Below are 19,584 nucleotides of genomic sequence, written 5' to 3' on the forward strand. Positions count from 1 at the left end.
TTTTGGGACGGGAACTATCTTAGGAAATATTGTATGGCGTCCGATACTTACAACACTTTAAACCTCGGGCAGTTAATGCCCGAGTTCGACACTATTCTTAACGGATTCCCCAATACCGGAGCCGAACTCAGTGCCTGGTTTGTGGCGGTACTGCTGGGTTTAACCGTTCTGTTCTTGCTGATTTCCCTGCGACAGGTATTTTTAGCTCGTCAGCGGATTGAGTGGATTAACGATCTGTTAAAAGGACACACATCAGAATCCATTGCCAGGAACCGGCAGGAATTGATCGAAAAAGCACAGGAAACCAAGCATGAAGCTGGTCATCTCTGGCTGGAATTTGATGAAACCCTGATTGAAGACCAACACTTGGGCAGGGTTAATCTTTATAACACATATGACGCCGCCTATTTTTTCAACAACTCTACTCTGGCTGCCGGTATCACCGAAAGCCGGTTGCTGGCGGCAGTGCCCGGATTTCTCACTGCCCTGGGCGTTATCGGTACCTTTGTGGGGTTGCAGCTGGGTTTATCGGAGCTCAATATCGCCGGTGATGTATCCATTGAAGAAATGAAGGGCGGCATTGCCGGAGTTATTAACGGTGCCAAGTTTGCCTTTATGACCTCGGTCTGGGGTGTGGCGCTAAGTGTACTTTTTAATTTTATCGAAAAATGGATAGAGCGAATTGCCCGCTCCAAGGTCTCCGAACTTCAGAACCGTATCGATAAGTTATTCCCCCATATCACTGCCGAAAACCAGCTGCAACGGATTGCTGATGACAGCAAACAATCCCGGGAAAGTTTACAGGGTCTGGCTGAAAAGATTGGCGAGAAAATGCAGGAATCCTTGCTTCAGGTCAGCACGAATATTCAAACAGGCTTAGAAGAGAGCCTGGAAAAAATCATGGCACCCGCTATCAATAAGCTGGTCGATGAAACCTCGGATGGCAACCAGAAAGCACTGGAAAGCCTGGTTGAAAAATTCATGGACAGGTTTGGTGAACAAGGCACTCAACAGCGTGTAGCCATGAACCAGACTTCCGAAAAAGTGAATGCTGCCCTGGATGGTTTGAATACGTCCATGTCCGACTTTATCAGTAGACTGGAAGCGTCACAAAATGCCTCTGGTGAACGAGAAATAGAACTGGTTAATACCATCTCCCGGCAAGTCTCACAGCTGGTTGAATAGGGTGATGAACAAAAGCGGATGCTTACCGGATTTGTCAATGAGCAGCTTGGCAATATGACCACGGAATACAACCGGCGGGAAGAGGCAGCACAACAACGGGAGCAGGCCCTGGTTGAAAAAATCTCTACTCAGGTGGACGCCCTTGTCTCCAACGCTAAAGAGCAAAATCAAGCCATGGCTGAATTTGTGGACAGCAAACTGGGGGCAGTCAGTCAAACCTTTGCAACCCACCAGCAGAGTGCCGCCGAACGGGAAACAGAAAGCAACCGTATTTTTGTTGAACAGACCACTGCCATGAAAGCTGGCACAGAAAAACTGATGGAACGTGTTGAACGGGGTCTTCAAACTCAAATGAACGCATCCAGTCAGCTGCTTGAACAAGGCAGAGCCCTCCAAACCAGTATTGAAACCTCTGTTCGTGCCAGTGCTGAAGCTTCATCAAGCATGAAAGCCACAGCCACCGAGTTAAATTCTGCGGCCAGCAGCATGAATTTGTTTGGTTCCCATATCAGAGAGGCGGGTAATCAGCTCTCGGGCGCTGTTACCAGCGCAGTAGAAAGTACTAATGATCTTGCCCAGCAAAATCAGCTCAGCAGTGAGAAGATGGAACAACTGCGTGGTCAGTTACGTCAGGATACCGCCCGGCTGCATGATGTTATTGAGAAAATGAATGATATTGTTGAGATAGCGGATAATACCTTCGACAACATGACCAGCCATCAAAATGCTTACCTGAGTGGGCTAAATAAAAATGTTAAGGAGTTAGCTGATCATATGACCCGGCTTCTTAATGATTACGCTGAACGAGCAAACAGCCAGACAGAACGTCATTTGAACGTCTGGGCTGAAGGAACAACTCAATATACAACCCAGATGAACAGTCTGGCTAAATCGCTCTCCAGCGTAGTAGACGAAATTCAGGGTAAGACTGGCCGCTGATATGAAACGACGATTTGGAACACAGCCGGTTCAAATTGACGAGGAGAACCCTTACTGGCTCTCCTTTTCCGACTTAATGTCAGCCTTACTGGTTGTTTTTATTCTGGCGGCGATTGCTCTTATTATAGAGCTGACCCAAACCCAGAAAATCATCCAGCAAGATATTGAAGAGCTGAGAAACGCAGAAAAAGCCCGGCGGGAAATACTCTACGAAATCAGAGATGAGCTGGAAAGACAAAATATTCTTGTTCAGATCACCGACAATGATACAGTCTTGCGTATTCCGGAAAGTACGTTGACCTTTGCGTCCAATAGCTACGACATACCCACAGATCCTGACGTACAGGCAAATATTATCGCTATCGGTAATGCATTGCACAACGCCATCGATAAGCCTTTTGATGACAGGGATTATAACTTTAAACGCTTTGAGTACCTGGACACGGTGTTTATTGAAGGTCATACCGATAGCCTGCGCTCTCCAAGAATCAAAGGTAACTGGGGGCTGTCATCATACCGGGCTATTTCACTCTGGGAATTCTGGGAAGAGCATCTGGAGCAGCAACCTCGCTTCAACGATATGACTAATGCGTTTAATCAGAAGCTATTTTCTGTCAGCGGTTATGCGGCCTCACGACGGGTACAGGCTGTGGAGACTACTCGTGAACAACGCAGTCACAATCGTCGTATCGACCTGCGCTTTACAATAAAACGTCCGTCTATTTCCGAGCTGGAGAAAATTTCAGACCGATGAGACTTAATATTGGACAACTGCCATTTTCATTACCCGATAAACCTTTTGGTGGTCGGCTGGAAACCATAAAAAAATTACAGGTTGAGTTAAGCCAGCTTGCCACCAGAGCGGGCACTGGTAATGTCAAGTTCGAGAAGGCTTTTGCCGATGTCTTAAACTGTGTGAGAGGAGGTCGTGATCTTTATCTTGTGATGGATGAGCCAATCAAGGTAAGAGCTTTGGCACTGGCTTTTAGTACGAAAATCGGGCCAGATATCCGAATTACACAGCCATTGCTGGATAATATTGACGAGCTGAGACCCACGCCAACAACCTTGTTTATTGAGAGTCTTTACCAGCACTTTTTGAAAATGTATGACCGGCTTGGCGATTATCAAATGGTCGCCCGCTGGCTGCTTAATGCCCTGCCAAAACGTAATTTGAAAAAAGATTTCCATAATCATCTTTTAGGGGAAAATGGCCCTCAATGGGTGGCTCAGCAAGCCATAAAAGAGCAGAGAGAATTTCACAATCAAGTGCAGCATATTGGGCTAGGTAACTACGTTTCCGGACGATTTATGACCGTTGCCAACAATATTTACTTTGTTGAGCAGCTAAAAACCATCCCAGTTAATGAACCCCATAGAATTTTGCAGGAAGTTCAGAAGCCATCTGTCTATGAAGCACCTTATGACAGTCGCTATCTTCTGGGTCATAAGATTCTTGAAACCCTGATAACCCGCGCGCAAAACACCAATGTCCATGACAGCTGGCTTCAAGTAGTCATCGCAATAGCAGGAGACCCCAGAGTTCCCAAAACTCATCCACGATATCAGAAGTGGTGGAGTCAGCTGGATAGCAGCCTTCATCGAGTGGTTCAGGGTTGGTTATCAAAACTGGACTTACGTTTGTTTCTTGAAGCACTTGAGGACTTTTCAAACCTGCCAGGTAAAGAAGAGTTACGCAGGATGTTCCCATCCCGGAAAAAATTTCTTGAGGGTTTGGACGATAAAGAGCTGGTTGGGCATACCCGGCTTTATCTTTCACGCGGTGCCGAGCAATATCTGAAAATGAACTACAAGAAGGAGCATTTGCCTGCTTATTCCCGGGTGAGTAACGGTGATAAATCGCTGATCTATGTTCAGCTGGCTAACGGGCAAGCTCATATGGTGGAAGGCAGTCATAGTTGCTATTTGTGGATCTACCGCGACTTACATGAGACTGCACTGGTTTTTGATCATGCAAGGACGTCTGTAAGTTACGACAATCTGACGAGTGGGTTAAATAGACATATGGAGAGACTGGGTTGCCGTGCAGAAGCCAATATTACGCATAATCCCAGCAATTTCCATTGGCAGCGGCAAGCGATAGAAACCCTCAGACGTATTGGCATCCATGTTAGTCCACAGGATGTTTTATCGCCACAGGATTATCAAAGCTTCAAGCGTCGATTCGGAGTGATGTGACAATGATCAAAGGATGGCTGAATAGATTACGGGGACTTTCCGGCTCCGCAGAAAACTATCGCTTTGAAGCTGATTTTGAAGGTTTAAATTTTTCTACAACAACAGTGAATTCGGAAAAAATCCCTACAGGGAACGCTGATGTCTGGATTACCCATCAGCATATTGCCCTGACTATGCTGGTTGAGCAGGGTGATGCTGAAAAAATACCAAACGGATTTATTGTTCCTACCGAAATCGCCGTTCAGCTGGATGAAGAGCATCGTGAGCTTCTGGGGTTGCCCGAGCAATGGCAGGGGCATATCCAGGCCGATATAAAAGGAGTGACCAGTGGCTCAAACTTCGGGGTCAGCCTGAAAGTAGAAACAGCTAATGGTCAACTAACGCAATCTTTCAAAATTGTCGGGCCGTTACTCCGTTTTACCGAAAAACAACAGTATATTCTCACCCCTGCTCAGCAGTTAATTTTCGGTGCTTATGATGCTCACGAAGCATCGGAAAAATCAGAGTATGACAATCTGAAACTACTGCTGGCCTTACAGAAAGGTCAAAGCATTGGAGCCAAAATTAATCTTGGCCATTTTGATAATGACAAAAAAGAAATCAAGGCACCGGACTCCATCTCAATAAAAGCAGAGCTGGATACTAACGGTAATCTGATTTTAACGCCCTTCATGGGGCAAAGTGCCAGTCCGGAAAGAATTGACAGGGTCTTGGGACAGCTACACTCTGACAAAGCCACCGCACTGCGAGTAGATGACGAAATCATTCTGTTTGACGAGCAGAAGCTAAAAGCCGTTCATGAAATACTGAATAACCGCACAGTTCCCAAGAACAAAGTTCAAGATTTTATTAAAAATCCTACGGCGTTTATCGATGCCAGCCTGGTTGATCTCGACCTTGGTTTTTCTCTCCGGGTTAAAGGCGCAACAGCGTTTAAACATGCTTATTTTGGAGAAACGGACGGTGCTGGTATTGACTGGTTTGGGCGATCTTCTTCTGGTTCAGAAGTGTTGCCTGCCAGTAAATTAGCCGAACAGGTTGAGGATCAGGATACACTCAATAAACTGAAAGGCGATATTGAAAATGCCCGGAAAACAGGGGCTCAGGAAATAAACTTTCAGGGAAAATCCTACGATATATCCTCAACAGAAGCTGTTGCACAAGCCTTAGACAAGATTGAGAAGCGTATTCAGGAGGGGGCAGATAAAGAGGATTCGGATGAAGCATTGGATGATGAGCCCACTGATCAGAGTGAAAACTCTGATAATGAACTGGAATACGATGTTCCTGCGGTTGTGGATATTGAGCTTAACGATGAAGACTTACAAGCGTCCTCACCATCAGTAAATAAAGCTATCAGTGATATTCTCTATCCTGCTGAAAAACTCGATTGGTCAAACTACGCCAGACAACCTTTCCCCCACCAATTGATTGGTGTGCAATGGATTGCAGGGTTGAACAAGAATAGTGATGGTGGCCTGCTCGCGGATGATATGGGCCTGGGCAAGACGTTTATGGCTCTTTCAGCTATTGACCAGATATATAAAAATACTCCTGACAGCTCGACAAAAAAACCAGCACTGATTGTTGCCCCTTTGAGTGTATTGGAAAACTGGAAAGATGAAGTCGATAAAACATTCACTGGCTCACCGTTCAAGTCAATTGTGATTCTTCAATCTGCTGGGGATTTGAATACTTATCGCTCAGGCGGAGTTGAAATCAGGAACCAAAACCTTAGTTCAGAAAAGACTATTTTCGATGATGGTCAGGCAGATATTAAATACTCCCTGAATATAGGCAAGAACTTTGGTCATGATCGTCTGGACATGCCAGAAAGACTGGTGATTACCACCTACCAGACACTGCGGGACTATCAGTTTTCCTTGTGTCAAATTGACTGGGGCATGGTAGTTTTTGATGAAGCACAAAATATAAAAAACCCCAATGCCCTGCAGACCCGTGCAGCTAAAGGTCTTAAAGCTGATTTCAAGCTGATCGCCACGGGTACGCCTGTAGAAAACAGTCTGGCTGATTTCTGGTGTTTGATGGATACAGCTTGCCCTGGTCATTTGGGCAGTTATCAATCATTCAGAGCAGAGTATGTTACCCCTATTCTGCGAGCAGCAGGTGATGAAATTGAAGAAGTCAGAGCAAGGGTTGGCCGTGACCTCAGGTTGAAAGTCGGCTCTTTCATGTTAAGGCGAGTGAAAGAAGACGAGTTGGAAGGCTTACCCCAAAAAACTATTTTTGTGGGTATTGAAGGTGACGACTGGTCTTTCATGGATTTACTGAAAACTGAAATGACCGGTCTCCAGCTGGATAGTTATAACGCAACTCTTGGGTTGCAGGTTGAAGCAGAAGGCAATCAGGTCCTGGCCTGCTTACAGCGGCTTCGTGATGTATCACTCCATCCACGGTTAGCTGACCAGGGACGGCTTGATGTTCCTAATCATAAAAAAGAGCTGCTGAACCTTTTTGGTGAATCCGCCAAAATGAAAAGCCTGATTGAAACGCTAGAGCAAATTAAACAGCGTAAAGAGAAATGCATCATTTTTTCCGTTAATAAACGGCTTCAGGCGTTTTTAAGTCTGGCTTTGGGCTCATGGTTTGGGTTGGGACCGTTATCGGTTATTAATGGCGACGCTAAGGCTGTGGCTAAGCGGGCTTTAGTGCCAACCCGTAAAAGCATGATTACTGATTTTGAGGCAGTCAATGGCTTCAACATCATTATTATGTCTCCAGTAGCCGCCGGTGTTGGCTTGACTGTAGTGGGTGCCAACAATGTGATCCATTTTGAGCGGCACTGGAACCCGGCCAAAGAAGCTCAGGCTACCGATCGTGTTTACCGGATTGGCCAACAAAAAGACGTGAATATTTACGTGCCTATTTTACATCACCCGGAGTTTGAATCGTTTGACGCTAACCTGCACAAGCTGTTGAGCAAGAAAACGTCCTTAAAAGATGCTGTTGTTACCACCGAACAGGTTATACCGACTCCGCCGGGGTTTGGTTCCAACGTATTTACGCCAGGCCACCGCATTACACCTGACGACCTGCTGAAAATATCCTGGGAACAGTTTGAAGCACTTTGTGGCCTGCTGATGGCAAAAAGCCTGAATGCAAGCAGTTGCTGGTTGACTAAAACCGGGGCTGATTATGGTGCCGATGCTGTCATCCTTGCAGATTCATGCGGTTATTTATTGCAATGCAAACACACCAAAAATGCCAGTTATGATGGCTACAGGGCTGTTACTGAGGTTTACACGGCCAAGCTCAAGTATGAAAACGGTGTAGGCAAATCAATTTCACATCTGTTGTTTTTGACTAATGCAAAGCAGTTATCTGCCAAAACTCGGAAGATTGCCAAAGAATATGGTGTAGAGGTGATGAGCTATGACCAGATCGAATCTTTACTTGAATTGCATCATATTTCATTTGAGCAGATACTGACACTCCTGAAAAAGAAACGACTGAATATTGATTAGTCAATTAGCACTTAATGTGGACAACCGGAAAAACAGGGGGGCTTGACTCTTGAGTGTGCCGTAGCGCAATTTCCAAATAATCTATAACCCGGATTCGGCCGATCACCTCCATATCCGGTTTCTGGGTACTTTTAACTTCCATACCTTTAAAGGTGATATGGAAGCTGCACAACGCCTTTTTATCGCCCTCCTTTCGCTAGTGCATCCAAGCCTTAATACCCATACATCTTCACACCTGCAGAGGACGGTCTTTGAAAGCCCACTTAAATGGCTTGGCCATCCTCTCATTGAAGAACTCAATGAAACCGTAGAGCCGTACCTTCAGGTCCTCTTTGGTAGTGAAGCTGTTCCTCTTCAAAAACCTTCTGACCAGGATGGAAAACCAGATTTCAATCTGATTCAGCCAAGACGCATGCTTCGGTGTGTAGTGGAACATAATCTTGTGGGTTGGATCGGTCAGGTACATGGCACGGGTCTTTAGATTCTGCAATATCCCTGACTTACGTTTGGTGCCCAGTTCTTCTTCAGACGTCTTCTCAACCCTTGCTGCTGTCATCACTGCGGCTTCACACATATGAGTGTTCAGCAAATCGGAGAAGTCTATTTCGGCCCTTGTATCTCTGATCAGGGGAATGATTTTCCCGGTTACAACATCCATGTCGGCCTGATTTTAAAAAACGCCCCACCTGCCTCTGAGAGATAGATGGGACGATACCTTTATCTACTGCTGCCATGGCCAATGAGTTTTCTGACCAATGACTGAAGGGATAACCATGGTCTTCAGGTTTGTCGCAAGACATGGCGATAATCTGGCAAATTTGTTCTGCATTAAACTTGGGTATGGAGGAAAAGAAGGGATGGCAATCAAAACATACGTGCGTTTGTATGAATATCAGGGCTTCTCGGTACTAGGATGGTGGTACGCCCTATAGCTGGTTGAAAATCCGGGAAAATGCAGGGTATCAGAGAAGGGGGATAAAACCTCCCCACCCTGCCGCTGCCACGTTTGTCCGTAACGGTCTCTGTTATTTATCGTAAATACTTGAATTTAATCTTCTAAAAAATCGAGTTCAGTTGTTTGGGATAAATAATGGGATAACTCTGTGTGTTGGTCTTATAAGGCTTGCCATTCAGCGGGCAACACAGAACCGGGTAATGAGGTTCGTGCAATCCAGGCGGTTGGCATTGCTTTATCTGAACCGAAGAAGCATGCAGACAAAATTGCACCTAATGGAATGGCCCTTCCACAACTGTCACCCCCGCAGTAAATATTTTCTCTCACTGTTTTTTCATAGTTCTCGGCCTGCAGCAGAAGATGGGTAATCACTGTAAATGAGGCGTCAAGACCGCAGTGCATTCCCACTTCCTGTGCAACCTCTTTTGGGCTGCGCTTGAGCATTGATTCAGCGATTTTGATTGCCTTGGTAATGTCTTCGTTTACCTCTTTTGCCTTTTCCACGCACTGCTCAGGTGAAAGGCCCTCATGAGCACTTTTTATCATTATTGCAACGGCTCTGGCGTAGGTAACGGCACTGTCGTTATTATTGGTGACACGTACTGCTGATTCTACCTTTTCCATCAAGTCCTGGTTCTGGCCATGGACAGCAATCAGAGGTGGTAGCTTTGATAATGCCGGATTCTGGGTATCGTCAGCACCGCAGGCAGCAAGAGGTTCATCATTGCTCTTTCTTTGATGGAGATTGAGCAGGGTTTGCCTGGTTGGATGATCCGTATAACCTTGCCACTGACCACCAAAGTCAAACCATTTTTGGAAAGATTCTATGTAACTCTGCTCCGAATAATGGCTGTTGGCTATGATGGCATCCTGCATCGACAGCAACTGAGCGCCGTAATGGGAAAACTCACCGGCCTGTTTTCCTTCATGGGCAAAGTATCCCTTGTCCTGGTATTCGGCCCGGACAGGCGTATGAAACTCGGGACTTTCACCTCCGTACTTTGCAATCAGGGCCTGATCGTATAACCAGTGAAATCCCATGGCAGCGGCATCAGCGACCAAGGCACCAATAACTGATTCATAGGCTCTTTGTCGTTCATTCATTGCAATACCTTTCTGTTACGTTATATGCCTGTCTGAATTTTTAGCATACTCCCTGCATCATCACCCGGTTTCCTTTTGTGAAGGACTTTGTCTTGGTCAGGGGGGGCACCTGTTTTGACTTTTAATTGATAAACCTAAATTCAGCGGTTAACCCATCAGCTAAACTCTAAACCCTCAGCCATACCGAGGGTTCACAGATGGTTCGTCCACCAAAACCCGCTCCCCTAAAGGGTGAGCTGTCAGAAATGAAAAAAGACCCCTTGTCGGTCACGCTCGAAGTCGATTCTTTCGATGGAAAAATTCATGTTGAATGGGACCCGGAAGCTTCGGTCACTCCAATGGGGCAATTGGCTTTTTTTATCCAGTATTTAAAAGCGGGTCATCGATTTGGACCTTGGGTCGATGATTGCCCATTGATCTATAAAAGCCCCAATGCACCTCAAAAAGTTGATGTGCTTGGGTCTATAATGCTCTCCATACTTTCCGGACATAAACGATACGCACGCATTGGAACCATTAATCAGCTCGGGATAAATGCTGGTATAGAGCTCAGTTGAGAGGTTCAAAAGCTATCCCTGCGGGCATGGCTAAGGGGGGATCAACTGTTGAATTTAGGATGATGCTTTTGAGTGGGCAGAACGTAATCAGTTTGCCCATCCCGGGTTTTGAATGTTTTAAATGGTACGAATATTTAATTAAGTTAAAAGGGCGTGCATCCTAATGGCAAGGCAATCTATTGGAGTAGAGGGGAAGAGTGAGGGGGCGATTTGTATCGAGTGGTTGAAACCTCCCCACCCTGCCGCTGCCACGTTTGCCCGTGGCCGTAACGGTCACGGTGGGGGCTGCTGAGGTGAATCGGGCTTTCCGCTACAAGGCGGACCTGCACTCCAGCACCTGCCAGGAGCTCCCTGGGTAGTATTATCGGCTCGGGACGTATGATGACTGGCGAACAGGCCAGGGAGGTTTCTGCGGCATTATATCGACTATTGAGGAGATGTCTGCAAGTTTTTTTTGTTTTCGTGAACATCAGAAACGGTGATCAGATCAACGCTCCACGGCTGCCAGTGCCTGATCCAGTTTACCCAGCAGTTGGTCAATGTGCTCCTGGGTGTCCTGCTTCTCATCTTCATTCTGACGACGGCTCTGCATTAACTCGTAGCTGATATTCAGCGCGGCCATCACAGCGATTCGCTCAATACCGACAACTTTGCCTGAAGAACGGATTTCATGCATTTTTTCGTTCAGGTAGCGGGCAGCGGTGTACAGTGCCTCCTGATTGTCTTTGGGACAGGCAACACGGTATTCCTTATCCAGAATATGAACGGATGTCACTGATGATTTATCCGTCATGACTCGTGCTCCAGAGACCTGAGATGCTGGATCATCGCTTCTACTTTTGTACGTGCAACGTCATTTTTTTCCATCAACTTCGCTTTTTCAGCTACCCAGGACTGCTCCTGCTGTCGAAGTTGCCTGTTTTCAGTCGTCAGCTTCTGACAAAGGGCAACCAGATAGTTAATTTTCTGATCGAGGGCGATGAAATCGGATTCTTTCATAGCTTCCCTGAATGCTCGGTTATTAGGGTTACTATAGCCTCTGGAGAAATTCAGAACAATGACTTAATGGTTGACAATGTTTTATTTTTAATTTGTCGGGTAATACCTTGTACCAATGGATCAAGTTGTCCTTTGTTGAAGAGGATATAACGCGAAATGCCTGCAAACAGAGGCGACGCATTTTGGTTGATCGGGGTAATCATAGTAACCTTAAGACTGTCAGCCCGGGCTTGCAAAAACGACGTCCGTAATAAAACGGGCAAATCATGCGGGCTTTCTGGCAATAATCCGTATTTGATCCTGATCACCATGACTCCATACCGGGTAATGGGGAGCCTCACCCTGTTCGCATACTTCGATAACAAATCCGGCATGTTTCATTAATACTTCCAGTTGTTCGGACGCAAAAAAACAAAAGTCTCTGCCGGGGATATTAATTTTGTGGGCAGCCAAAACCGGATCGGTTATCTCCGGACAGTTAACTGCTTTGGCCGCCTCTGCCAGCAGGTTGAGATAATCCCGCTGACCGGTAACGGTTAACGGTGATTTTCTTACACCGTCGTGTATCTCCCTGCCCAGGTCGGTACTTTTCAGCACTTCAACGTCACAGGAACAGCAGGTAAGCAGAAGCGTGCCCCCTGGTTCGAGAATTCGGTAGATTTCATTAATAGATGGCACCACTTCTTCATTGGCCAGAAAATGGAAAACTTCGGCGCAGAGGATTCCGCAGAAGGCATTATCGGCAAAAGGGATATGCTGTGGCAGTTTTGCAGCTTTGCAGGTCACTGCTTTCTGCTGAGTCTCAGGCAAGTCCTTCAGCCATTCGGACAAGTCTGGTTTATCCATATCAGTGGCTATTACCTGTGCGCCATGCATCAGGGCTGCGTGAGTATTAACTCCGTGGCCACAGCCAATATCCAGCAGGGGTTTATCGTCTTTCCAGCTGCCTAGCCAGCGATCCAGATAGATAACCGGATTATGAAACGTAAAACCAACGCCCAGCTGATTTCTTTCGTACAGAGGCTCTGGCATGGCAGTATTCCAAACAGGTTGGACTTAACAGGATAGACACTTTCTTTATTTAATGACTGACAAGTTTGCCCGGGAAGTCTGTTAGAATCCCGGTTAAGTTCGACTCAGTAATTTCAATGGCCCTATATCATGACGATCCACATTTCCCAGCCCGGCGACAAACCCACCTTCATATCGTTTGATGAACTCGCCAGTCATCTGGCAGAGCAGACTCATCCATCAGAGATTCATGGCTACCTATGCGGCCTGTTTTCCGCCGGTGCCCATCCGGGCCTTGAGAAATGGCTGGAGCAGCTTGCTGAGCAGATGGGTGACCAATCGATTGATGAACCTGCGAGGCAGTTATTAAGCCAGTTATTTCTGCATACTCAGAATGAGCTGAACTCTGGTAGTCTGGCGGCAACACTGCTGCTTCCTGATGATGATGAAGCGCTTGGGCTGAGGACGCAGTCACTTGGAATATGGTGCCAGTCATTTATCTCTGGCTTTGGTCAAGGGCTGGACAGTCGTCAGGTCAGTGAGATGGTGGAAGAAGTGCTCAGGGACTTTGCCGAAATCAGCCTGATAGAAACCGCAGAAGAGAGCGAAGAATCAGAAAAGCTGTATGTTGAAGTGAGTGAGTTTGTTCGTTTGGCCTGGCTGAATGTCTATGCAGAGGTTTGTGGTTTGCCCGAGCTGCCCGACGATGATGGCAGTGCTGGACAACGTTCTGTAAAACAAGGCGCTGCCAAAACCCTGCACTGAGCAGAGTTCCACAAAATCATGGTGGAGGCTGAAACGTGAATAATTCTACAGACAAGATGGATTTCGATGTTTTGGTGATTGGTGCCGGGCTGGTGGGAGCCAGTCTGGTCTGTGCATTGGAACAAGTGGTTATCAAGCAGGGGTTGAGGCTGGCGATGGTGGAAACCCATGACCTGAGTCAACCCAGAGATATTCCGCCGAGTTTTGATGCCCGTGCCTCGGCGCTGTCCTGGGGAACCTGTTGTATTTACCAGCAGCTTGGGCTGTGGCCGGATCTTGTGGATCAGGCTCAGGCGATTACCGATGTTCATGTGTCTGATCGGGGCAGTTTTGGGGTTTCCCGCTTGCGGGCTTCTGATGAAGGTGTCCCGGCACTGGGGTTTGTGGTCAAGAATCATGTGCTGGGTGATGTGCTTTTGCAACGGTTAAAGGGTTTCCAGAAGCAGGGCAGGGTGACCATGTTCAGTCCTGATAGGGTGGCAAGCCTGAGCCCTGTTCCCGGAGGTATGAAAGTTCAGCTCAGGCACTCAGAGATTTCCGCCTCGCTGGTGGTTCTGGCTGATGGTGGCCGCTCAGGGTTGATGGATCAGCTGGGAATTGGGCTGCAGCAGTGTGACTATCATCAGCAGGGGATCATTGCCAATCTTGCCCTTGACCGCTCGCATAATGGTGTGGCCTGGGAACGCTTTGCCGGTCAAGGTCCGATGGCACTGCTTCCGTTAACCGGTGATCACCATTTTGCACATCGGGCAGGGCTGGTGTGGACGTTACCGGATGAGGAAGCCGATTCGCTTTATGCTCTGGCAGATGATGATTTTCTGGCGTTATTGCAACAGCGGTTTGGCTATCGGGCCGGCCGCTTTATTGCCGTGGGTCAGCGGGACAGATACCCACTCACCATGCGCATCGCCAAGGAGCAGGTAAGGCCGGGGCTGGTTATTTTGGGTAATGCTGCTCATGCCATCCATCCAGTGGCAGGTCAGGGTTATAACCTTTCTATTCGGGATACCCTGGCTCTGGCAGGCAATATCTCGGACTCATTGGAACGCCAAATCCCCGTAGGTGATCTTGGCCGGTTGCAGGAATACTGGCAACAACAGTTGAGCGACCAGAGTCTGACCAGCCAGTTTTGTGATGGCCTGGTGCGCCTTTTCTCACGGACTGACACGGCCTCGGTAGTGTCCCGGAATCTGGGATTGGTGGCGCTGGATTATTGCCATCCGGTGAAGTCAACATTCACCCGCAGGGCCATGGGATTATAAACCGGCGAGACTCTACAGTCTCCCGTACCTTTGAATCTGGGAAATAGGGATCAGAAATGCAGACAATTGACGTCATTATTGTCGGGGGAGGTATGGTGGGGGCCTCTCTGGCCCTGGCGCTTGCCCGATCTGGTATGCAGACGGCCCTGGTTGAGCAGCAGACATTGCAGCCCGGCTCGCTTTCGATGGATGATCCCTGGCAGCCCAGGGTCAGTGCCTTGACGGAAGCATCGATAAAACTGCTGAACTATCTGGGGGCCTGGGAAGGAATCATTGCCCAGCGGGCCTGTCCTTACACTCACATGACCGTCTGGGATGGTGAGGGTACGGGACAAGTTGAGTTTGACGCAAAATCGCTGCCACAAAAAAATCTTGGCTACATTGTCGAAAATGACGTGATTCGCAACGCACTGTTGCAACAGCTGGCCAGTTCAACCGTGCAATGTTTTGATCAACAGACCACCCTTGAATACAAACTGTCCGGCCAGGGCGGTGAAATAGTTCTGGAAAATGGTGACGTGCTTTGCGCTCCTCTGCTGGTGGCTGCGGATGGCGGCGAGTCGCGTTTGCGAAAATTGTCTGGCATTCCGGCAAATCAGAAGGACTATAAGCATCATGCGCTGGTCACCACCGTGGAGACAGAGCTGTTTCATCATCACACAGCGAGACAGGTGTTCCTGGATTCCGGCCCATTGGCATTTCTGCCCCTGCAAAGTCAGGGAGGGCGGCATTATTGCTCAATTGTCTGGTCCCTTTTACCGGCAGAGGCAGACCGGATAGAGGCCTTGAGTGACGATGCTTTCTGTCAGGAGCTGGCGAGAGTTTTTGAGCATCGGGCGGGCAATATTCTGAAGGTTGATCAACGGTTCCGCTACCCACTGCGTCAACGGCATGCCCGGCAGTATCATCGACAAGGTGTGGTTCTGGTGGGCGATGCTGCTCATACCATTCATCCCCTGGCGGGGCAGGGGGTAAATCTGGGCTTTATGGATGTGGCCGTGCTGGCGGATGAGTTGATCAAAGCGGCCGGTCGCGGCGATGACTATTTTGCCGCGCACGTTCTGGATCGCTATCAGCGTCGTCGCATCGGAGATAACTCGTTGACGATGGCGGCCATGACTGGCTTTCAAAATCTGTTCGGGGCCAATGCCCTTGGTATTCGCTGGATACGGAATACCGGGCTCAGTCTGACCAATCGATTACCATTCATTAAGGATATGATTGTGGATCAGGCCTCCGGGTTATCAAAGGATATTCCCGGGTTTCTTCAGTAAATCTCAACCAGTCCCTCAATTTTTTCCTATCCTGTCTGCTGGACGTAATTATCACGCAGGCAGGGTATGAAACTTCAGTCTGATATTAAAAAAAGAGGTTTGGTCTTTGGTGCTGTATTTGCCATGTGTTTGCTATCTATCCGTTCTGATGCAGCGGATATTGAGTCGGCATTAGCTGCACCCGCTGATTACCTTATCAGCCTTGTCAGGCACGGCGACCGCTCTCCCAGGGATCTTGGGGGAATGACAAAATACTGGCCAATGGGGCCCGGGCAGTTAACGGCTGCAGGCCTTCAGCAGGAGTACCTTTTGGGGCAGACAATCCGGAGATACTATTTTTCTGAAACCCTCCCCGATTCCTGGTCACCCAAAGTCAGTCAACATTTTGCCAAAGGTCTGGATCGTACCATTCAGAGCGCCAGTGCCTTATTGCTGGGGTTTTATCCTGAACAGGCGGGTAAAACAGGCTTGCCGGGGGGCATTCAGGTTCCTCCGGTTTATGCGTCACCCTTGGCCCATGATGATCTTTTTTCAGCGCAAAGATTATGTCCGGGGTATCTTCATCGTGTTCAGGCGCTGGAAAAAAGTGCTGACTGGTTAAGAAAAAAAGAACAACACCTTGATCAGCTGGCTTTATGGCTTGAACTGAGTGAGCGTGAAGGTAATGGCGATCTCTACTCTTTTCTTCCCCTGATCGATCAAATTGCCATACATAGAATTCACCAGCTGCCAATGCCCGAAGGTATTTCAAATCAACAGGCGGTGGAACTGGAGGAGTTATTACATTGGATTGTGAGCCGGATTGTGGCTAATTATGAAATTGCCCAGCTTATCGGTTCCCCTTTAGCCAAAGCGATGATCAGGGATTTCAAGCGGGTGCAGCAGTGTCTGCAAGAAAAAGGCAGTTGCCATTCCTGCCAGCGATGGACGCTTTACTCAGCCAGTGACAGTAACTTATTGGCGATCATGACCATGCTGGGTGCGCCATCTGACAAAATGGTGGATTATGCAACACACTTTGGCGTCCAGCTTAACTGGAATGATGGTCACCCGGAAGTTGCCCTGTCCTTGAATCACCAACCTTTTGCGGTACCCGGGTGTGCGGGACGCTGCTCGCTGGATCAGTGGCTGGTTTTGCTTGAGCAATCATTGCCCGAAGACTGGGATTATTTGTGTGCCAGGGAGCGGGGTGGAATGAACTTTGAACCTTATATCCCCACGGGGAGTGTCGCTGTCCGTTAATTACCGACCTCCTGTTGTGGGTGAAACATTAATGTATTCAGGCTGTTACTGTTATTAATCGCGGTGCTCCGGAAACCGTAAAGCAACTCATGTCATTGGCCTTCAAAGGGGAAGGGCATTATCGATAGGTTAATAAAATCAAGTGCCTTCAGGGAAATCAGAAAAAAAACTGAACTATATTTAATCAGTTCCGTCAAAACTGTATTGAATAACAAGTTCATTAGTTTCTTTGAAGGAGTAATTAAATGCAGAAATATTTTCTGGCGGCAGTATTGCCGGTGGTTGCAATACTGATTGGTCTGCAAGGCTGTAATAAAGCCCATGAGTGTCCAGAGGTCACGACGGTAGTGTTTGAAGACATGGCCAGTGTCGATCAGGGGGCTGAGTCCTATACCTGTAATAATCGAGACAAAACCAGCCTGCTTGAGCAGACATGGTGTGAAGCCAAAGACCAGTTCGAACAGCGTGGTCAATCCACCAGTTCGGATGATTTTCTGGTTTATATCAACGGATTTCGTGAGGGATATGCATTGGCCAACCAGGCGGCTGACAGTCGATTGGGCCTTGGCGGTGATATCGATAGCCTATCTGATACTCCCTATGACATGGGCTATCGCGACGGTTATTTTGTCGTTATGGAGGCAATGGGCATTGTAGAGTATAACTGTGCTTCAGCAGACTTGATGAGTGAGTATAAAGATCGCTGGTGCGAAGCTGCCGATGCTTATCGGAACACCGGTGCTGGCAGTGATAACAATCCGTTTATCAGGGGGCGGTTTATTGATGGTTATATGACCGGAGGGCGTGTTGCCTTAACGGTTCCTACCTCAATGGAGGCATTTTTTGGTGGCGAGAATCCTGAGGGTAAACAGCCTGCCGTTGTTCAGCCATCCGGTGAGTTGAGGAGCACAGAGCAGGCTTTCTACCGGGGCTTTGATGTTGGCTACAAGGCAATGATTGATAGTATTCGGGATTCCATCAATCAGGTCATGCAACAGATGCAAATTCCCAACAATATGGATTTTCCTGAAGGGTTGATGCCTCCGCCTCCCGGGCAATAACTGCCTGGTTTTCCGGCAGTTATGGTTATAAGCCGGGTACCTGGTACCCGGCTAATTAAGGAAATGGTCCTCGAACAAGCGATTTGGTGTCTGAAAACGATCAATTTGCTGATTTCAGTGACATAGGTTTGGATAGCCCACTTCTTAGAAAACTAACCGTAATTTAGCCTTGTTCTATAACCTTTGTGAGAGAAGGTTGCTAAACTGAGAGGTGCCTTCTTTTAACGATTAGTCTTAATAAGAAACACAAAGGTTTGAGCAATGCATAAGGCTGTGTTCTCCGTAAAACTCAATTCTGAGCAGGTTCTTCAGTTCTATAAAGGGCAGAAGCAATCCGTAAGAGTTCGCACTGAATCGGGCCAGAGTATGAGTATTCCCTATGACATCATGCTGAAATTTGTCACCAGAGAGGGAATTTATGGTCGTTTTGAAATTTCCTATGGTGATGATGGCAAGTTTCTGGATCTTATCCGTCTAACTTGATACTGAGAAACTCTGTTAAGCGGCTCCATGGCAGCACTCCCTTAGGATGGCTGCCAGCTTTTGTGCAGCAGGGCCAATATAGCTGGGGTCAGGAAATACCAGGTACAGCTGATGGTGGACTGGCTTTTGAAAATCGCCTCCGAAGCCTGGGCAAAGCCGCCATGTTCTACCACTGCCTGAAGCATACGCCACTGATCGAGTGTTGCCTTTGACATTTTGCAGGTCTCTATATATCCAAAAAATCGATACATTCATGCAGTATTTTGAACTTTTCTTTCGTTAATTTCGACGATAAATTTAAACCATGCATACAACAATCAAGTAAATAACAATAGTGATCTGAAAAGGTGGGAAGCATGGCTAAATTACTCCAAATCAACAGCAGCCTGTTTGGTGAACATGGGCAGTCGACCCAACTGTCACAGAAGTTTGTTGAGCGATTTCTGACAGCGAACCCTGACACTCAGCATCAGGTAAGAGACCTGGCTAACCAGCAGATTCCCCATCTGGATGCGGAAATTGTGATGGGCTTTGGTATCCCTGAGGACCAGAAAAACCATCGACAGGCTGAAATGACAGCGCTTTCTGATCAGTTGATTGAGGAAGTGAAGACCGCTGATATTCTGGTAATAGGCTTGCCTATGTATAACTTCAGCTTGCCTTCAACCCTGAAATCCTGGTTTGACTTTATTGCCAGGGCAGGGATCACATTTAAATATACCGAGCAGGGACCGGTCGGTCTGGTGGAAGGTAAGAAGGCTTACATTATGGCCGCGCGAGGTGGTCAGTATCAGGGGACTGATCTCGATACGCAAACGGCGCTTGTTCGCCAGTTTCTTGGCTTTATCGGTATCCAGGATGTTGAGTTTGTTTATGCGGAAGGGCTTAACATGGGGGATGATATCAAGGGGCAGTCAATCCATGATGCAGAGGATGCAATGGACCATCTTGTTGCAGTTTAATGGGTAAAGTCTGAAGCTGGATGCCGCAAATGTAACGATAAGTAGCTGGCCATATGAAATCATATATTTCTGGCTACTTGGGCAGGTGCTATGCGAGGCAC

At 47.6% G+C, this 19,584-nt stretch carries 19 protein-coding genes and 1 other RNA gene; 13 read left to right on the forward strand and 7 right to left on the reverse strand.

Annotated elements, in window-relative coordinates; translation table 11 throughout:
* The first annotated feature begins 33 nt into the window (after positions 1 to 33).
* The 5 genes from zorA to ACO6V1_RS09020 are packed head-to-tail and all read left to right on the forward strand — an operon-like array spanning position 34 to position 7,808.
* A complete protein-coding gene (zorA, locus tag ACO6V1_RS09000; protein ID WP_422466586.1) occupies positions 34 to 1,185 on the forward strand; it encodes an anti-phage ZorAB system protein ZorA in 1,152 nt (383 codons plus the stop codon).
* A gap of 18 nt (positions 1,186 to 1,203) precedes the next feature.
* Entirely contained in the window at positions 1,204 to 2,124 is a 921-nt protein-coding gene (locus ACO6V1_RS09005; RefSeq protein WP_422466588.1) for a hypothetical protein, read from the forward strand.
* A gap of 1 nt (position 2,125) precedes the next feature.
* A complete protein-coding gene (locus ACO6V1_RS09010) occupies positions 2,126 to 2,878 on the forward strand; it encodes an OmpA/MotB family protein (RefSeq protein WP_422447101.1) in 753 nt (250 codons plus the stop codon).
* Positions 2,875 to 4,323, forward strand: a complete 1,449-nt coding sequence (locus ACO6V1_RS09015) for an EH signature domain-containing protein (protein ID WP_422447099.1) — start codon at positions 2,875 to 2,877, stop codon at positions 4,321 to 4,323. Before ACO6V1_RS09010 ends, ACO6V1_RS09015 begins: the two co-directional genes overlap by 4 nt.
* A 2-nt stretch (positions 4,324 to 4,325) precedes the next feature.
* Positions 4,326 to 7,808, forward strand: a complete 3,483-nt coding sequence (locus ACO6V1_RS09020) for an SNF2-related protein (protein WP_422466590.1) — start codon at positions 4,326 to 4,328, stop codon at positions 7,806 to 7,808.
* A 229-nt stretch (positions 7,809 to 8,037) separates the two neighbouring features.
* On the opposite strand, the gene ACO6V1_RS09025 is transcribed toward ACO6V1_RS09020, so the two are convergent.
* Complete coding sequence (locus tag ACO6V1_RS09025; protein ID WP_422466592.1) at positions 8,038 to 8,466, reverse strand: transposase; 429 nt, start codon at positions 8,464 to 8,466, stop codon at positions 8,038 to 8,040.
* 456 nt (positions 8,467 to 8,922) lie between these two features.
* On the reverse strand, positions 8,923 to 9,867 hold the full coding sequence (locus ACO6V1_RS09030; RefSeq protein WP_422447093.1) for an ADP-ribosylglycohydrolase family protein: 945 nt from the start codon (positions 9,865 to 9,867) through the stop codon (positions 8,923 to 8,925).
* A gap of 197 nt (positions 9,868 to 10,064) precedes the next feature.
* On the opposite strand from ACO6V1_RS09030, the gene ACO6V1_RS09035 reads away from it, so the two are divergent.
* The gene (locus tag ACO6V1_RS09035) at positions 10,065 to 10,424 is read left to right on the forward strand and encodes a hypothetical protein (RefSeq protein ID WP_422447091.1); all 360 of its coding nucleotides are present in this window, start codon (positions 10,065 to 10,067) and stop codon (positions 10,422 to 10,424) included.
* Between the two features lie 227 nt (positions 10,425 to 10,651).
* On the opposite strand, the gene ssrS is transcribed toward ACO6V1_RS09035, so the two are convergent.
* The 4 genes from ssrS to ACO6V1_RS09055 form a co-directional block, all read right to left on the reverse strand.
* Positions 10,652 to 10,831, reverse strand: a non-coding RNA gene (gene ssrS, locus ACO6V1_RS09040) — 6S RNA.
* A gap of 80 nt (positions 10,832 to 10,911) precedes the next feature.
* Positions 10,912 to 11,217 (reverse strand): cell division protein ZapA, encoded by a 306-nt coding sequence (locus ACO6V1_RS09045; protein ID WP_163373137.1) that lies wholly within the window; start codon positions 11,215 to 11,217, stop codon positions 10,912 to 10,914.
* Positions 11,214 to 11,423 carry a TIGR02449 family protein gene (locus ACO6V1_RS09050; RefSeq protein WP_101749308.1) on the reverse strand — a complete coding sequence of 70 codons (210 nt, stop codon included), beginning with the start codon at positions 11,421 to 11,423 and terminating at the stop codon, positions 11,214 to 11,216. Before ACO6V1_RS09050 ends, ACO6V1_RS09045 begins: the two co-directional genes overlap by 4 nt.
* Before the next feature lie 264 nt (positions 11,424 to 11,687).
* Positions 11,688 to 12,455, reverse strand: a complete 768-nt coding sequence (locus ACO6V1_RS09055; protein WP_422466594.1) for a class I SAM-dependent methyltransferase — start codon at positions 12,453 to 12,455, stop codon at positions 11,688 to 11,690.
* Positions 12,456 to 12,584: 129 nt separating this feature from the next.
* On the opposite strand from ACO6V1_RS09055, the gene ACO6V1_RS09060 reads away from it, so the two are divergent.
* The 6 genes from ACO6V1_RS09060 (at position 12,585) to ACO6V1_RS09085 (ending at position 18,521) form a co-directional block, all read left to right on the forward strand.
* A complete protein-coding gene (locus ACO6V1_RS09060; RefSeq protein ID WP_422447087.1) occupies positions 12,585 to 13,199 on the forward strand; it encodes a UPF0149 family protein in 615 nt (204 codons plus the stop codon).
* A 35-nt stretch (positions 13,200 to 13,234) separates the two neighbouring features.
* Positions 13,235 to 14,461, forward strand: a complete 1,227-nt coding sequence (gene ubiH, locus ACO6V1_RS09065) for a 2-octaprenyl-6-methoxyphenyl hydroxylase (RefSeq protein ID WP_422447085.1) — start codon at positions 13,235 to 13,237, stop codon at positions 14,459 to 14,461.
* Positions 14,462 to 14,517: 56 nt separating this feature from the next.
* Complete coding sequence (locus ACO6V1_RS09070; protein WP_422447083.1) at positions 14,518 to 15,735, forward strand: FAD-dependent oxidoreductase; 1,218 nt, start codon at positions 14,518 to 14,520, stop codon at positions 15,733 to 15,735.
* Between the two features lie 66 nt (positions 15,736 to 15,801).
* The gene (locus tag ACO6V1_RS09075; protein WP_422463161.1) at positions 15,802 to 16,977 is read left to right on the forward strand and encodes a histidine phosphatase family protein; all 1,176 of its coding nucleotides are present in this window, start codon (positions 15,802 to 15,804) and stop codon (positions 16,975 to 16,977) included.
* 245 nt (positions 16,978 to 17,222) lie between these two features.
* Positions 17,223 to 18,038 carry a hypothetical protein gene (locus tag ACO6V1_RS09080; RefSeq protein WP_422463159.1) on the forward strand — a complete coding sequence of 272 codons (816 nt, stop codon included), beginning with the start codon at positions 17,223 to 17,225 and terminating at the stop codon, positions 18,036 to 18,038.
* 261 nt (positions 18,039 to 18,299) lie between these two features.
* Entirely contained in the window at positions 18,300 to 18,521 is a 222-nt protein-coding gene (locus ACO6V1_RS09085) for a DUF2835 family protein (protein WP_101745609.1), read from the forward strand.
* Between the two features lie 41 nt (positions 18,522 to 18,562).
* Here ACO6V1_RS09085 and ACO6V1_RS09090 read toward each other — a convergent pair whose 3' ends face one another.
* Positions 18,563 to 18,736 (reverse strand): helix-turn-helix domain-containing protein, encoded by a 174-nt coding sequence (locus ACO6V1_RS09090; RefSeq protein WP_422466596.1) that lies wholly within the window; start codon positions 18,734 to 18,736, stop codon positions 18,563 to 18,565.
* A 141-nt stretch (positions 18,737 to 18,877) separates the two neighbouring features.
* Between ACO6V1_RS09090 and ACO6V1_RS09095 the strand changes: the two genes are divergently transcribed.
* Positions 18,878 to 19,483 carry an FMN-dependent NADH-azoreductase gene (locus tag ACO6V1_RS09095; protein ID WP_422447075.1) on the forward strand — a complete coding sequence of 202 codons (606 nt, stop codon included), beginning with the start codon at positions 18,878 to 18,880 and terminating at the stop codon, positions 19,481 to 19,483.
* The last annotated feature ends 101 nt before the right edge of the window (positions 19,484 to 19,584 follow it).

The organism is Endozoicomonas sp. ALC013, from assembly GCF_049310205.1.
Lineage (GTDB): Bacteria > Pseudomonadota > Gammaproteobacteria > Pseudomonadales > Endozoicomonadaceae > Endozoicomonas.